This is a genomic window from Bartonella sp. AS69XJJH (genome assembly GCF_042195585.1).
GTDB lineage: Bacteria > Pseudomonadota > Alphaproteobacteria > Rhizobiales > Rhizobiaceae > Bartonella.
The window spans coordinates 108,955-123,897 of sequence record NZ_JBHIOO010000002.1; the positions used below are offsets into that span (position 1 = coordinate 108,955).

Annotated in this window: 16 protein-coding genes and 2 pseudogenes; 5 read left to right on the forward strand and 13 right to left on the reverse strand. The window is 36.6% G+C overall.

Annotated elements, in window-relative coordinates; translation table 11 throughout:
- The first annotated feature begins 198 nt into the window (after positions 1–198).
- From ACFIK6_RS01750 to ACFIK6_RS01765, 4 genes and pseudogenes are all read left to right on the forward strand, one after another.
- Entirely contained in the window at positions 199–399 is a 201-nt protein-coding gene (locus tag ACFIK6_RS01750) for a helix-turn-helix transcriptional regulator (RefSeq protein WP_375677298.1), read from the forward strand.
- A 102-nt stretch (positions 400–501) separates the two neighbouring features.
- Positions 502–1,390, forward strand: a pseudogene (locus ACFIK6_RS01755) (toprim domain-containing protein).
- A 5-nt stretch (positions 1,391–1,395) separates the two neighbouring features.
- Positions 1,396–1,545 carry a hypothetical protein gene (locus ACFIK6_RS01760; RefSeq protein ID WP_375677299.1) on the forward strand — a complete coding sequence of 50 codons (150 nt, stop codon included), beginning with the start codon at positions 1,396–1,398 and terminating at the stop codon, positions 1,543–1,545.
- Positions 1,496–1,930, forward strand: coding sequence for a DUF3987 domain-containing protein (locus tag ACFIK6_RS01765; protein ID WP_375677300.1), 435 nt, complete (start codon positions 1,496–1,498; stop codon positions 1,928–1,930). Before ACFIK6_RS01760 ends, ACFIK6_RS01765 begins: the two co-directional genes overlap by 50 nt.
- A 683-nt stretch (positions 1,931–2,613) precedes the next feature.
- Here the strand turns inward: ACFIK6_RS01765 and ACFIK6_RS01770 are convergent.
- From ACFIK6_RS01770 to ACFIK6_RS01785, 4 genes are all read right to left on the reverse strand, one after another.
- A complete protein-coding gene (locus tag ACFIK6_RS01770) occupies positions 2,614–3,510 on the reverse strand; it encodes a hypothetical protein (protein WP_375677301.1) in 897 nt (298 codons plus the stop codon).
- Positions 3,479–4,093: a radical SAM protein gene (locus ACFIK6_RS01775; protein ID WP_375677302.1), complete on the reverse strand. Its 615-nt coding sequence runs from the start codon at positions 4,091–4,093 to the stop codon at positions 3,479–3,481. Before ACFIK6_RS01775 ends, ACFIK6_RS01770 begins: the two co-directional genes overlap by 32 nt.
- Before the next feature lie 71 nt (positions 4,094–4,164).
- Positions 4,165–5,028 (reverse strand): phosphotransferase, encoded by an 864-nt coding sequence (locus ACFIK6_RS01780; RefSeq protein ID WP_375677303.1) that lies wholly within the window; start codon positions 5,026–5,028, stop codon positions 4,165–4,167.
- 11 nt (positions 5,029–5,039) lie between these two features.
- Positions 5,040–5,867, reverse strand: a complete 828-nt coding sequence (locus ACFIK6_RS01785; RefSeq protein ID WP_375677304.1) for an MFS transporter — start codon at positions 5,865–5,867, stop codon at positions 5,040–5,042.
- A gap of 2,043 nt (positions 5,868–7,910) precedes the next feature.
- Here ACFIK6_RS01785 and ACFIK6_RS01790 point away from each other — a divergent pair.
- Positions 7,911–8,213 (forward strand): annotated as a pseudogene (locus ACFIK6_RS01790) (integrase arm-type DNA-binding domain-containing protein); the annotation flags it as partial.
- A gap of 64 nt (positions 8,214–8,277) precedes the next feature.
- Here ACFIK6_RS01790 and panB read toward each other — a convergent pair.
- From panB to pyrE, 9 genes are all read right to left on the reverse strand, one after another.
- Positions 8,278–9,093 (reverse strand): 3-methyl-2-oxobutanoate hydroxymethyltransferase, encoded by an 816-nt coding sequence (gene panB / locus ACFIK6_RS01795; protein ID WP_375641520.1) that lies wholly within the window; start codon positions 9,091–9,093, stop codon positions 8,278–8,280.
- The gene (gene panC, locus ACFIK6_RS01800; protein WP_375641521.1) at positions 9,090–9,950 is read right to left on the reverse strand and encodes a pantoate--beta-alanine ligase; all 861 of its coding nucleotides are present in this window, start codon (positions 9,948–9,950) and stop codon (positions 9,090–9,092) included. Before panC ends, panB begins: the two co-directional genes overlap by 4 nt.
- 23 nt (positions 9,951–9,973) lie before the next feature.
- Entirely contained in the window at positions 9,974–10,720 is a 747-nt protein-coding gene (gene recO, locus ACFIK6_RS01805; protein ID WP_375641522.1) for a DNA repair protein RecO, read from the reverse strand.
- 25 nt (positions 10,721–10,745) lie between these two features.
- The gene (era, locus tag ACFIK6_RS01810) at positions 10,746–11,651 is read right to left on the reverse strand and encodes a GTPase Era (RefSeq protein ID WP_273723653.1); all 906 of its coding nucleotides are present in this window, start codon (positions 11,649–11,651) and stop codon (positions 10,746–10,748) included.
- Entirely contained in the window at positions 11,644–12,351 is a 708-nt protein-coding gene (gene rnc / locus ACFIK6_RS01815; RefSeq protein ID WP_375641523.1) for a ribonuclease III, read from the reverse strand. Before rnc ends, era begins: the two co-directional genes overlap by 8 nt.
- On the reverse strand, positions 12,332–13,144 hold the full coding sequence (lepB, locus tag ACFIK6_RS01820) for a signal peptidase I (protein WP_375641524.1): 813 nt from the start codon (positions 13,142–13,144) through the stop codon (positions 12,332–12,334). The genes rnc and lepB overlap by 20 nt, the downstream gene beginning before the upstream one ends.
- Positions 13,145–13,224: 80 nt before the next feature.
- A complete protein-coding gene (acpS, locus tag ACFIK6_RS01825; RefSeq protein WP_375641525.1) occupies positions 13,225–13,626 on the reverse strand; it encodes a holo-ACP synthase in 402 nt (133 codons plus the stop codon).
- A 20-nt stretch (positions 13,627–13,646) separates the two neighbouring features.
- On the reverse strand, positions 13,647–14,237 hold the full coding sequence (locus tag ACFIK6_RS01830; RefSeq protein WP_375641526.1) for a DUF2062 domain-containing protein: 591 nt from the start codon (positions 14,235–14,237) through the stop codon (positions 13,647–13,649).
- Between the two features lie 121 nt (positions 14,238–14,358).
- Positions 14,359–14,937: an orotate phosphoribosyltransferase gene (pyrE, locus tag ACFIK6_RS01835; protein WP_273723667.1), complete on the reverse strand. Its 579-nt coding sequence runs from the start codon at positions 14,935–14,937 to the stop codon at positions 14,359–14,361.
- Between the last annotated feature and the right edge of the window lie 6 nt (positions 14,938–14,943).

Below are 14,943 nucleotides of genomic sequence, written 5' to 3' on the forward strand. Positions count from 1 at the left end.
GGTGCATAACCCCATGATCTGTGGATAACTTTAGCTCTCTTCTCTCTCATTCTTTCTCAATAAGATTCATAAATTATCACATTACAAATTATATGATAAAATATTGTTTTCTATGAATAAAACATCTTTCTAAATGAACCAAAATGTGGTTAATAAATAGTTATGATTTGTTCTCATTTTGATAGAAAGGATTTTAGTATGACAGAAAATGATATTCTTTTAACAGACCGTGAAAGTGCAAAATTGCTTCATATGAGTGTCTCAACATTCCGCCGTCATGTTACCAATGGCTCTCTCCCCAAACCCCTAAAATTTGGTTTTTTATCCCGTTGGTTACAATCGAATCTTTTGAATGTCATCGAACAAGCAAAACAGCAACGTCAAAGTGACGCGGCATAAAAAAAAACCTTGTCACGTAAGGACGGACAAGGCTTTCTCAAACTCATCACCCTAGAGTTAGCATAATCCGTCCTATGGTGCAATATTCATAGGATAAAAAACATGTTTTCTTATATAAATGCTCGGGGCATCACAAATGCCTTGCGTGGGGTTTGGCATGGATATTATGGAATAGCCCGTTGTCCTGCTCATGATGAATAGGCTGCCTAGCTTATCCCTTTCTCATGGACATGATGGGCGTCTCTTACTCACTTGTTATGCTGGCTGCTCTTTTAGAGAGATCATACAAGCGCTCATCAGAATTAGCTTGCTGGGGAAACAAGCCTTTTTTGATAAAGCTTATGATCAGACGCTTTCTTTATCCAAACAGATTTCTGCTGATCTCAAACGAGCAAAACAGAAAACAGAGAGAGCAAAAGCAATTTGGCAACAATGCCAACCAATCAAGAATACTTTAGCAGAAACCTATTTACGTATGCGGGGTATTACATGTGATTTGCCTGCTGATTTACGCTTTCATAGCAAATGTCCACACCCTTTAGGGATTACACTACCCGCGTTGGTTGCTCTTGTTAAGGGTGCTGGCTCCTTTGCCATTCATAGAACCTTTTTACAAGCCAATGGCTGCAAAACCGATCAGAAACCAGCAAAAGCCATGTTGGGTTCTGTCATGGGCGGTGCTGTGCATTTAAGTCAATCCAATCCCAAACATCTGGTCATTTGTGAAGGCATTGAAACGGGGTTGTCTCTTCTGTCTGGGTTGTTATCAGAGCCCGTTGATTTATGGGCATCTCTTTCAACCAGTGGCATGATGCGTGTGAATTTACCCCATACAAAAGAACGTCTGACAATTGCAATGGACGGCGATGATGCGGGTCGTAAAGCAGGTTTTACCCTAGCCAAGCGTGCTTATAGCCAAGGCTTTGAGGTCTTTATCATGCAAGCTCCTAACGCTTTAGATTTCAATGATTTTCTCTATTATTCAAGGTAAGTAATATGACAAAAGATAATCAAAATATTTTAGAGAATAATACCCCCGTCAATGATAACGATAATGTCTCTTTAAACGAAAATACTTGTTTAAAAGCCATTCCTTATGAAGTCGCCTTGCAACAAAATGGTTGGGGGGAATTACAACAAGATTGAGAGTGCTCTTTTACCCGTTGAGCCTTTTAGCCTCTTACAGCTTCCAATGCCATTCATGGACTATATTTATGACGTTTCAGAGCGTCAACAAGCTCCAATGGATTTTATTGCTGTCTCTGCTTTATGCGGTTTGGCGGCTGTCATTGGTAATGGCGTGCGTATTGCTCCAAAACAGCATGATGATTGGAAAATTGTTCCTAATCTCTGGGGCGCTCTTATTGGACAACCTTCAACCATGAAAACACCTACCATGAAAGCCGCTTTAGCTCCTATCACTTGCCTTCAAAAGCAATGGTATAAAGACTGGTTAAAGCAGAAAGAGAGACAAGAAATTGAAGAGAGATTTGAAACTTTAGACAACTCAGAAAAGAAAAACTTACGATAATAGAAGTCATTTGGGAGTATTGATGGTATTACGTGAATATCAGCTACAATATCATCTGGATTTATATTACTCGTAATTGCCATTTTGGATGCATGGCTCATTTGTTCTGCGAACTATTGGACTTGAATGTTTAATCTATAAAGCTCGGTATTGATGATATTAGAATAAAAGCCATCTTGATTTGTAAGTTTAATCGAATGCAAATTGAGAACATTCGATATAATAACAATCGTATGCTTCTTAGCTATAGCCCCCTTTAAGTAAGATAATAAGGCCACCTGCTATACTGTTCTGATTGGGGTTGAGCTCAGCTTTATAATAAACATCAAGCTTAAAAATACCGTTCGCTTATTTTGAGTTACATCAAGCTGAAATACCTATAATTCTTTCTCATCAAAAATCTTGAATAAAAAAGGCAAGTTGCCGCTTAAATTACTGCTAATATTAAAAAAATCAAAGCCAATTTTGCCACCATCTTTGACACTTTTAGTATATGAGATTTCGATACATGAGACAAGCACCATATCGTTCTTCCATCGGTATGTCCTATATCTATTCACGAAACATCGCTGCTTTAGAGTGGGAAATATTATATATTTGTAGCAATTTCTTTTAATGTATTCATATCAAAATACAAATCCGATACCTTTCGGCAAAATTTATCAAGATAAATAAACAATTCATCAGAGATATATCTTTTTTTCTCGAATTCTCATTAAATCCTCAGTTTTATTATTTAACGGATGCGCTTCAAAATTACTTGCACGATTTCCTGCTAATTTGGTAGGCATATAATGATTTATGATGTTACAAAAACTACAATCTAAAGGGCCAGAAACATTACTTCCAACCATACCAACGTAGTTATTTTTATTCTCAAAACACTTATATAATTCTTTAATATTACTTGCAAATGGCTTATAGACAAAAGCATTATAGCCATATTCGTGAATTTTTTCATAACCACATTTCACGAATGTCTCATCAGCGATATTTAAGAAACCCAAATCTGGAATTTTTGAAGGAAGTTTCATAGGCTGTTCTATTCCAAACAAATTATTCTTATCTATCCTATCAATAAAATAATTCCACTGCTCAAAATTAATACTTGCATTGAAATCAATAATAAATTTTACATTTTTGTTTTCATTAACAATTGCAATTGTATCATCCAAATACTGATTCGATGATTTCAATTTTATCAAATCGTAATTACGTATCTCATCATCAATAATTGCACCTATTCCTATCGTTTTAATAGATTTCATTAATCCAGAATTAATAATTTTAGCCATTTCAACTTTTTTAAAAAAATCTTCCAACCCAAAGAAATAGCTTAAAGAATTTGCAAAGTGTTTACTTTTATTTATTGATCGTTCATTTATAGATTTTATAAAATCGTCCGGCATTTCTCCGTGACTAGGTGACAATGGCAACTCCATAGCAAAGGGCGAAATAACTTTATCCTGAGCAGTAAATAAAATTATCAGTTCTGTTTTTTCAACTAATACACCAGAAGAACTGTGAAAAGAATCCGATAGTTTATATTTATTGGTGTAAACTCTGATGCGTATATCCATATTTTATCTCACAGTCAGAAAAAAAATCCCGTATCATATTTAACTGAAATGTATTCTCATACTTTTTTCTATTTTCAAAATTAACTAAAATGAACTCGGGAGTAGCGATACGTATTAGAGCTAACACTTCTGCCAAATCGAATCTCTCCGATAAAGTAATCGTCACACTATATGGTACGCTATCTTTTTTCATACATTCTATGTTACGCACCCACGTTTGTTTATATTTTTTACTGTCTAGATTTCTTATCTCTGAAATAACATCTGTGCCTATTTGTATCCCTAAAAAGAACGGATTACTCTTTAATAGCTTCAAATATGGTTGAATATAGATGTGCCCCCCTGTTGCAATCCGAAAATATTTTTTACAAATGAGACACATACAAGTATATTTATGAAGTAAATCATAATCGAGCTCAAAAGGCTCTCCACCAGAAAGAATAATAAAATCAGATTTTATGTCATTTATTGTATATAAAGATTCAGGCAACGTGTCATCTCTCACCATACATTCCATCGAATACGGACAATAATTGCACCCCGCACTGCAATTTTTATTACAAATTACAATATTATCGCCCATGAAATTTCTTATTCAAGTTCATATAATCCAATACTAATTGTTTCATGAAAATATTTTGGTATAGACAAAGATCAGAAATTTTTTTTAGCCACAAACGCTTTTATCATTGGTAAAGCTTCATCCTTTGATATAGACAGCAAATGAGAAATATAGTCTATCCGTTCTTCTAAATTGAGAGATAATCTCGGACTGGTGAAAAATGTTAAGATATCCAATTCCGGACTGGCTTCTTGACATAAATCCCAATCCACTACCATAAAAGAACTATCAGGAGTAACAATGATATTATCAGGATGTAAATCTCCATGTGATAAGATTATATTCTTGCTTAATCGATCTTGAAAGATCTTATTGATTTGATCAATAATCGCCTTTTGATGTAGCAAATCCATTTGGCTCAATACAGTACCTCGGATAAACTCCCATTCGACTACTTCATCGCAAAGTGTTATCAAATTTGGTGCAGGATAGAGACTTTGTCGAAAAGAGCCATCCTTGATGTTTTCATTAATGCACGATGCTTCCGGATAAATTTGCCCATAGCAAAACTCTTGATGCTTGCGTTTCAAGAAATGTTGTTTTGACGATTGTGCATTTTCAGGCTGTAACCAAATGATTTCTTGTTTTCTGACAAAAATAATTAAAGCAGACACCCCAAAAATCACAGCCATAATCACTGCCAACCACAAATTAGCTTGCCAGAATGTTGAAAAAACATAACCGTATAAAAAACTGAATGCAAAGGATACAACAGCTGTAATAATGGCTGTGAATGATAAAACAGTCGCGATAGCTTTGGGATCAATCAGTGAATCTATAAGAAGAGACGACAGATAAGATCGATAAGCAGATTTAAAAACACATAGCAGTAAAAATCCTAATATAAGAGCCGCAATGATTTGAAATGACATGAGAAAAAAAGCAATGGTTACCATACAACCAATCATTAAGACGGGAAAAATAGGATTTTGAAACTTTGAAAAATACTTCTGAAACAATATATTGGAACTTGCTGAAAAAAATTCCCAATGATAAAAATAATCGAAACCAAAATAGCAGGTTGAAATGGCAAAAAATCAGAAAATGCGATAGAAACAGTTCGATTATTAACCAAAATAGCAAAAGCTGAAACTGCACTTAAAAAAATAAGAGTGAAGCGATAAGGATTTTTGACTTCTTTACGGCTGGCGCACATAACTGTGAAAATATTCGGATGAGCGTTGATATGAAAACTATCTAATCCCTTCGTCAGTTTTGAAAACATAAAAATAGCAAAAATTAATGAAAGGACTTGAAAAATCACAGGCAATGCAGGATGCACATAATAAAGTATTCCCCCTAAAAAAATAAGTACCGTTGTTACACTATAGGTAACAGCAGCCACTTCGGACTTAACGGAAAACAGTGTGCGATGCTTTGGTACTACAGAAAAGAGTAAACTATCTTCCGCACCTGAGAAACAAGCGGCTGCTAATGTAATACACAACAAATAAGTGGCGTAAGCAAAATATGCATAATTCATAAAAAGAGCTAAAAAACCGCAAAGAAAGAAAAACAGCCCAGTATAAATAACGCGTTTACTTCCATAAACATCTGATAATAAACCCAAGGGGACTTCTAATATCAAAGGAAGCAATAAAAAATAACTACCGATTAAAACAATATCCGCTTGCGACAAATGCAATTTTTCAGACAAAAAAAGTGGTAAAACAGCAACCACTAGAGCAGTAGACTTGCTAACACTATAAATCTTAAATTGCTTAACCTTATCCACAAAACACCTTCCCACGACATCCGCTACATGCGCCAGACTCTTTCAAAGATTTTAAAACGCTTTGAGCAGACCAATCTATTGCCTCATAATTTTGTAGATTCCCAAAAGCTTCTGAATAAAAGCAATTTTTTAAATCTCCATTATAGTCCAATACCAAGGATGAAAATGGAAATAAACACATTAACGGCGACGAAACGTACGTAGAATTCTCGCCTAAGTAATAATTAATACAATTTACAAAATTTTGTGACGTCTATGAGATTTTCCTTTCTTGGAACTTTTTATCTATATAAATCTGGAGGGGGGGATTCTTTCCTTGATAATTCAGCTCTCAAATGAAAAAGTGAAGCGTTTGGCGGAAGAGTTTTGTTTCTTGAAGCCTTAGATCGATCCTTTGTATTATTTTTTCTAGAAAAACTAAATGACGACGTATCGAGCGGGCTGCATCCGATATAATCGACATTTTTGCTTATACAAAAATCGATAAAATTAATAATATTTTTTAGAATCTCTTTGGTAACTGTCGCTCTTATTCCTATACTTTGAAGAGGTTGAAGATTCTTAACTGTTTCAATGTTTTTCCACACGCGATCAAATTTATTCGCCCCCGTATATCATAATATCCTTGGACACTAATCGAATCCATAAAAATAACAATTTCTTTTATGTCATACTGTAAAATCCATAAATTTTTATGCAATAAGATGCCATTGGTATTTAATTCAACAGGCAGACCTAGTTCATTCAACGTTAATAAAATATCTTTAAGCTTCGGATGCATTAAAGGTTCTCCCCCCAGAAAGCATCACTGAGGCAGCTCCTTTTTCTTTCAACATTCTAAATAAGGATATTAAACTTTCTGGAGTATGCCATTTTTTTTCCTTAATCTTCCAGCAATCGCACATGGTACAAGGGCTATTGCAATTCTGGATAAATATGTATAGTAGGTGTTACAGGTACCCATAATTTTTTAAGATCAAAAATCGAATCTGACGCACTAATCAAGTTTTCCTTCTTTAAAAGAAAACCATTCTTTTCTAGTTCTCTTAACAAGATTGAAAAATCTGATGCTAAATCTCTGTCTCTACATTAAGCTTTGCCGCAACAGTTTCATTTTTTGATTCTGTAAAAAACTGAATCAATTAAAATTATAGCTGAATCATTAAGCACAATAATCTGAAAATCATTTAATCTAGTTATGCTATTCTCGTCGAGATTAATACGAAACATTTCCCCTCCTAAATTGTTTCTTAATAATACAATGGATAAAGGCACTGCTGCGCCCTTATCCTACTTGTTTATTTTTTTCTATCTCGCACCAATGGTTTATAACAAGTTAAAGCTGCACTATACACAGTGCCAATTACCTGTGATCTTTTATATGACATAATATCCTCATCATATTGTTATTATGTACCTTATTTATATTCAAGACAATTAGTATTTTGTAAAAAGCCTAGAAATTTACAACTTTATAATTGTAAAGTCAATTTAACTGCATTATGCAATATTCAGTTTGGAAAAAAATTGGCCTATACCAGTATAAATCGAAAAACTCTTGTGCTCAGCTAATTTCCATTTTAATTATTAATTTCATTCAAAAAATATTATTCCTGATTTCAATGGCTATTTCACTTCAATCGCAATAAGAAATATGCAATGCTCTGCTTTATCACGTAATTTTAAAAAGGTTTTTTTGGGCTGAAATAAAGAATAGTTGTTGCGTAAATCAGCTTCTCAGAAGAAAAATTTTTCAATTATTTTTCTGTTTTAATTGTAATTTTGTGAAATCTACTTGCGGTGAAATTACCTTTAAAAGAGGTTCTACTCGGCGCCAAAATACAAACTTTTATTTCTTATTAAAGATACAATCATATTGATTTATAATGATAATCTAGCGTTATTCATATTGAATTAGCCCCTCGAATAACGCAAGATTCTCTGATTCCAAACCTGTTTATGTTGAATCAATCAAAACCACTCGTTTGCACATAACAAGCGGGATGAGTGTGTGGATCAAATTTGTATAAGAAAGAACTAAAAATGGTTCTTATGAATCGTCTTAAGTGCCAAGGACTGTCACAACATTAGGGGCTGGCAAATAGTGTGATGGGTACCGGCTTGCTTCTTCATAAGCGTAAAGACGGAGGTGCTCAATGGATTTACGGTATACTCTTCACGGGCGCTGTCGCGAAATAGGATTGGGTGCCTCAAGAAAGCTTTCTTAAAAAAGCACATGAATTACTAACCCAATCGCGTTCTGTTTTGCATAAGAGACGTGACCCCATTAAAGAAATAGAAAAATCACAGCTCAAATTGTATACAAAATATATGCACATTCATTATCAAAACAACAAATATTCTCTTGTTAAAATTCTCATCTTAAACTGAATTTTATTTTAATTTATAATTATTTTAATTTATAAACTTCATTATCCGCTGGGAAAGCACGAGAGGTGACATCCTCTGCATAATTCTTTATTGCAGTTTCCATGGCTTGTTCAAGGTTTCCATAACGGCGTACAAATTTTGGCACATGAGCACCATAGCCCAACATATCTTCCATAACCAATACTTGTCCATCACACTGATTGGATGCACCAATACCGATCGTAGGGATAGAAAGCTTTTCTGTCAGTTTTACTGCTAAAGGTTCGACAATCCCCTCTAAAACAATAGCAAAAGCACCTGCCTCCTCAATTGCAGCCCCATCGGCTTCAATTCTTTGCCAATCTCTCTGTTTTCGTCCTTGTGTTTTGAAGCCACCAAAACGATTCACCGCCTGGGGTGTGAGACCAATGTGCCCCATTACTGGAATGCCACGTTTACACAAAAAATCAATTGTTTCCGCTATATAAACACCACCTTCAAGCTTAACTGCACCACACCCCGTTTGAGCAAGAATACGCGATGCATTTAAAAAAGCTTGCTCTGGACTTTCCTCATAAGAGCCAAAAGGCATATCAATAACCACAAGAGCTTTTTGAGATCCACGCACCACAGCTTGCCCGTGTAAAATCATCATATCTAAATTAACAGGAAGCGTTGTCTCAAACCCATATACAACCATACCAACGCTATCACCAACCAAAAGGATATCGCAATATGGATCAGCAATCCGCGCAGCATAAGCTTGATAAGCTGTTAAAGAAACAATTGGCTGTTGTCCCTTTCTTGCACGTATTTCGGAAGATGTTAGACGCTTTACGGTTTTATGTACACTCATTTTCCGCCCTTCTCTTGCAATATATATTGATCAATCAGTCTTACCTCTCCAAAGCGGACAGTAAGAAGTAAAACTGCTGGTTTATTCAATATTCCTTTAACCACGCATAAAGTTTCCATATCCCGTAAATCTATCGCTTCAATGATTGCTCGCGTTTCTTGTTGTAAAATATCACGAACAGTTGTGCATAATTTATCAACCGACCGTTCACCTTCATGGTAAAGCTTTTCAGCAGCTTTCCCACTTTCAGGAATAATTTTGGCAGCTTTACGATCTTCTAATGTTAAAAGCTGATTGCGTGAAGAACAAGCTACACCATCCGACTCCCGTAGAATAGGAACTCCAACGATTTCAATAGGAAAAGCCAAATCTTCAACCATACGCCGAATAATTAAAAGTTGTTGAAAATCCTTTTCCCCAAAAAAAGCCTTGTCTGGTTGGACAATGTTAAAAAGTTTAGCAACAACGCTTGTTACACCACAAAAGTGCCCTGGACGTAATTTTCCCATCAAAATACGTGATAATTTTTTCACTTGCACAATTGTATCATTTCCCAGTGACCACATTTCATCTACAGAAGGGGCAAAAACACATTCAACACCCGCTTCTTTTAACAAAGCACAATCGCCCTTCAAATCTCTTGGATATTGAGAAAAATCTTCATGAGGTCCAAATTGCTTTGGATTGACAAAAATAGAAACCAATACGCGATCACACATTGCTCTTGCATACTGTACTAATGCAAGATGTCCATCATGCAATGCCCCCATTGTTGGAACAAAACCAATCGAAAAATCTAAACTTCGTTCCTCTGAAGTATATTGGCGGACTTCAGCAATTGTCTTTAAAACTCTCATTTTCCCATTCAATTATCATCAGATCAACAAATCAATGCTTGTATACCAAATTGGCGCTCAAACAATTGTATCAAATTCATGCGTACTGACGGCTGCTGTATATCTCGTGGCTCCCAGACATGACGCATAAGAAAAAAACCAGTCAGTATAAAACCATTCATTATGTCACTAGAATCAGCAGGACGAGTCGTTCTCTGTACAAGAAACTGTGGTAGAATGAGAAGCTTTTTTTTCCAAGGCTCCCCTGCTTCTTCACAGACAGCCCGTCCAGATTTTGGTGATACGTAATGAAGCCTTTCCTGACGACCTGTTGCAGCACAACAAGATAAATCAAGACCAAAACCAAGTTCTTCAAGAAGCCGCATTTCAAAACGTACAAGCAATTCTGCATTTACAAATGGTTCATCAAAATTTCGCATAAAAAGGTGTAAAATATCATATAAAACGGGGTGCGGATCACGTTCAGGAAGAAGCCGCAAATGAAAAGCTATCAATTGCATAGCATAAAGCGCTTCTGGTAGACAGATTAATCGTGCCGCATGTAAATCAAGAGCTTCAAGCCGAAAAAGTCCCAAATGTTCCTCTAAACGAGCCCACCATTCAGCCTCCACAAAATTTCCAGGTTGAAGAAGAGCTGCCATACGACGCGACCGCCCCCCTTTTACCACTCCCATATAACGACCATGTTCACGTGTCATAACCTCAAGAATGACACTTGTTTCACCATATTGGCGTGTACCAAGAATAACAGCTTGTTCTTTCCACTTCATTTTACTTTAATTATTTTTAAAAATCTTATTTTAAAAAATCCAATCCCATTTCGCGATAACGTTCTGGATCGGTATCCCAATTATCGCGTACTTTCACAAAGAGAAAAAGATGAACCTTTTGATCCATAATTTCCATGAGTTCTTTACGTGCTGCTTGACCAATCGCTTTAATTGTATCGCCTTTTGCTCCTAAGACAATTTTTTTCTGACTCTCACGCTCGACATAAATAACTTGATTAATTTTAACGGAACCATCTGAACGCTCTTCCCAGCTTTCTGTTTCAACCGTTGAGGAATAAGGAAGTTCGTCATGAAGACGAAGAAAAAGTTTTTCACGCGTAATTTCAGCAGCAAGATGACGCATGGGCATATCGGAAATTTGATCTTCCGGATAATACCATGGCCCCTCCTGCATCATATTACTCAACGCATGAAGTAAATCCTTGCAACCAGAACCGTTTAGAGCAGAAATCATAAATGTTTGCGCAAACTTTACACGTTCATTTATTTTAGTGGTTAACGCTAGAAGAGATGATTTAACAACTGTATCAACCTTATTAAGAACAAGAACTTTTTCTTGTTTCATGTTGTTTACAATATCTAACATCATATCAACTTCATCCGAAAGACCACTTTGAGCGTCAATTAAAACGAGCAGAACATCCGCGCTCTTAGCCCCTCCCCAAGCAGCAGAAACCATGGCACGTTCTAAGCGCTTATGGGGACGAAAAACACCCGGTGTATCGACTAACACAATTTGCACATCATCATGAATGACAATACCGCGGATTAAAGTTCGTGTTGTTTGTACCTTATGCGTTACAATTGAAACCTTTGTTCCAACCAACTGATTAACCAATGTCGATTTACCGGCATTAGGCATCCCAATAAGCACAACAAACCCAGAACGCGTTTTCATAACGTCACTCATGATCATTTTTTCCCACTGTTTTCCATACGCCCTCTCGTCGCAAAATTTTTTCAGCTGCCATTCTTTCAGCATATCTTTTAGAGCTTCCCTGCCCAATCTCTGAAGCAACCCCAGAAATACTGACCTCTACCATAAAAACAGGATCGTGATCTGGACCTGAACGTTTTATAACCTGATAATGTGGTTGTGCATTGCCTTGGATATGCGCCCATTCCTGTAACTCTGTCTTGGCATCACGTCGACCAGCATCCATTTTCCTTGCCCGACTTTGCCAATATTTTTGAATAAAAGGGCGAACGCTTTCCAATCCTCCATCGAGATATATCACGGCAATCAAAGCTTCCACGACATCTGCATGCATATTGATGAGTCGACGCCCCTCGAAATTTTTCATCTCAAAACCAACACGGATCATATCAGGAAGCCTCATTTCACGCGCAATATCAGCACATGTCTGCGCATTGACTAGATGATTCAAACGGACTGATAATTCACCTTCACTTGCCTGAGGGAAAAGTTGATACAGCATTTCTGCAATCAAAAGGCCTAAAACCCGATCCCCTAAAAACTCTAGTCGTTCATAATTCCCCTGTTCTGAATCCTGTACACTCGAGTGTGTTAATGCCTTCTTTAACCTCTCTTCATCTTTAAAACGATGCCCCGTCAGCTTGAAAAGCTGATCAATCATTAGACGTTTCATCGTTGTTTCCTTGCTTGATAAGCGGCAAATCATGAACCGTATTTATAAAAGAAAACAAACGCTTCCAACGCACATCAAATGGCCAGCGCCAAATCTGCCAAGCACTTGAACCGTTACTGATGGAAAAGAAAATTACGCTCGCGCGACCAATAAGATTTTCTTCTGGAACATAGCCTACATCTAAACGACTATCATCTGAATTGTCGCGGTTATCTCCCATCATAAAGTAATGTCCTTGAGGAACTTCAAAGACTTCTGTATCATCAACTTTCGGGATGAAAGCTAAATCAAGTGTATCATAACTGACACCATTAGGCATTGTCTCGCGATAAACCTCAACAGGATAGCTAACCTCTGTTATATCAGAATTATCAATCTCCCCCATAAAGTGACGTGAGACAGCCTTATCATTAATATAAAGAACACTTTGACGGACTTGTATACGATCACCTGGTAGCCCAACAACGCGTTTTATATAATCAATCTTCGGATTACTTGGTAAGCGAAAAACGACCACATCTCCACGTTGAGGTTGAGATGCCCAAATCCGTCCAGAAAAAAGAGGAGGAGAAAAGGGTATGGAAAAACGAGAATACCCATATGCATACTTAGAAACAAACAGATAATCTCCCACCAACAAAGTAGGACGCATTGAACCGGAAGGAATACTAAAAGGCTGGAAAAAAAGTGTCCGAATAAACGCTGCTAAAAGCAGAGCCTGTATTAGAACAGAGATAAATTCACGAAGCCCACCTTTTTTTTCTTTTTTATGCACTTTATCTTTTTGGATCATCACCAACTGCCTTCTCATCACAGATATAATTTTTTTTCATCATAATATTCAAATAACAAAAGCACAATCTCTCATCCCATCTATCCACGTGGAAGTGCCTCGATAATAATAAATGCCTGTGCCCAAGGAAAATCATCTGTTATGCTAAGATGAATAACTGCATCATGATGAGGAGGTAATAACTTTTGAAGTTGCACTTGTGCGCAATTTGTTAATTGCATGATTGGTTTACCAGATGGCAAATTAACTACCCCCATGTCTTTCCAATTGATACCACAAGCGATTCCTGTTCCTAAGGCTTTAGCACACGCTTCTTTAGCAGCAAATCTTTTTGCATAGGAAGAGGAGATTTTTTTGAGATTTTCGGATCTCTTTCTTTCAATATCCGTAAAAATACGTTGGATAAAACGATCACCATAACGAACCAACATTTTCTCAATACGTCGTATATCAACCAGATCATTTCCAAGACCAATAATCATAAGATATTACCCGATCTTTCTTACGATGAACGCTTCTTTAAACGCCTTTTTTTTATAATCTTTTGATATCGCTTTTCTTTAAAACGAACCGTTGCTCTGTAAACACCTATATAAGATAACCCACCAAAAACAATACCTAAAAGAGTTCCACCTAAAATCATAGGACTCATAATTGTGTCCCATGCGCCTTTAAAGAGGAGAGAGAGATTTGACAATGTCAAATCATTAAATAGAGCACGAATTTGCGAAAGAGAAATCTCTTTGACATCGCTAAAAAGTGATAAACAAAAATACCCTACTTTATAATCAGCCATGACAATCAATAAAAATGTGAGTGGATTAGAAAAAATCGTCCCAATGATTGCGGCGGCAAAGTTTGCACGCAAAAGCCAAGAAAGAAATATTGCCAAAATAATATGCAGCCCAAAGAAAGGAGAACAAGCTAAAAAAATGCCAACAGCAACCCCCAATGCTACTTCATGCGGTGTTGCTGATATACGCAAAATACGTTTATGTATGTAGCAAAATGAGCGAGAAAATGAACGACGTGGCCATAACCAAAGTCGAATACGCGTTACAAAATCTATTGGTTCTCGACGACGAAAAAGCATATGACTCTCAATATACATCTTTTGATGATGAAATAATCTATATTATCCAAATTAATCTTTTTAAGCTTTATCATCCAAATTAATCTTTTTAAGCTTTTGCACAAAAAAAATAGAAAGACAATTAAATATTTCGACTGCCTGGTTTTATCGCTGGAAGAACAGAAAGCTCTGCAGGAAGAGCATCACTAGCGTAAGAGGTTATCTCGTATTCAGCAAGTGCAATCAATGGAACTCCAACATTGACTTTACCACCAGAACGATCAAGGATACATGCACTGGCCAATACCTCTGCTCCTGCTGCAACGAGCGCCTCAATAGTCTCACGAATGGAAAGACCGGTGGTCACAATATCTTCAACGATAACAACCCGTGCACCCTTCTTGATTTCAAAACGACGCAACTCAAAGATGCCATTTACACGCTCTACCCAAAGAGAAGGAACACCAAGGTGACGTGAAGTTTCATAGGAAGGAATAAGACCGCCAATTGCGGGACCAACAACATAATCAATTTTTCCATCGATAGATTTTTTTATTTTTTCAGCCAATCCACGACATAACTTTTCCGTCAAGTCAGCATGCATGAATACTTTCGCTTTTTGCATATAAGTCGCGCTATGGCGACCCGATGTTAAAATAAAATGCCCTTCTAGAATAGCATCTGCTTGTTTAAAAATATCAATGACATCTTGTGTATTCATTGCAAA

Bases quoted from the DNA above. Each gene is read 5' to 3' on its own strand.
- ACFIK6_RS01750 (WP_375677298.1), top strand. From the start codon at position 199: ATGACAGAAAATGATATTCTTTTAACAGACCGTGAAAGTGCAAAATTG.
- ACFIK6_RS01760 (WP_375677299.1), top strand. From the start codon at position 1,396: ATGACAAAAGATAATCAAAATATTTTAGAGAATAATACCCCCGTCAAT.
- ACFIK6_RS01765 (WP_375677300.1), top strand. From the start codon at position 1,496: ATGAAGTCGCCTTGCAACAAAATGGTTGGGGGGAATTACAACAAGATT.
- ACFIK6_RS01770 (WP_375677301.1), bottom strand. From the start codon at position 3,510: ATGGATATACGCATCAGAGTTTACACCAATAAATATAAACTATCGGAT.
- ACFIK6_RS01775 (WP_375677302.1), bottom strand. From the start codon at position 4,093: ATGGGCGATAATATTGTAATTTGTAATAAAAATTGCAGTGCGGGGTGC.
- ACFIK6_RS01780 (WP_375677303.1), bottom strand. From the start codon at position 5,028: ATGGTAACCATTGCTTTTTTTCTCATGTCATTTCAAATCATTGCGGCT.
- panB (WP_375641520.1), bottom strand. From the start codon at position 9,093: ATGAGTGTACATAAAACCGTAAAGCGTCTAACATCTTCCGAAATACGT.
- panC (WP_375641521.1), bottom strand. From the start codon at position 9,950: ATGAGAGTTTTAAAGACAATTGCTGAAGTCCGCCAATATACTTCAGAG.
- recO (WP_375641522.1), bottom strand. From the start codon at position 10,720: ATGAAGTGGAAAGAACAAGCTGTTATTCTTGGTACACGCCAATATGGT.
- era (WP_273723653.1), bottom strand. From the start codon at position 11,651: ATGAGTGACGTTATGAAAACGCGTTCTGGGTTTGTTGTGCTTATTGGG.
- rnc (WP_375641523.1), bottom strand. From the start codon at position 12,351: ATGAAACGTCTAATGATTGATCAGCTTTTCAAGCTGACGGGGCATCGT.
- lepB (WP_375641524.1), bottom strand. From the start codon at position 13,144: ATGATCCAAAAAGATAAAGTGCATAAAAAAGAAAAAAAAGGTGGGCTT.
- acpS (WP_375641525.1), bottom strand. From the start codon at position 13,626: ATGATTATTGGTCTTGGAAATGATCTGGTTGATATACGACGTATTGAG.
- ACFIK6_RS01830 (WP_375641526.1), bottom strand. From the start codon at position 14,237: ATGCTTTTTCGTCGTCGAGAACCAATAGATTTTGTAACGCGTATTCGA.
- pyrE (WP_273723667.1), bottom strand. From the start codon at position 14,937: ATGAATACACAAGATGTCATTGATATTTTTAAACAAGCAGATGCTATT.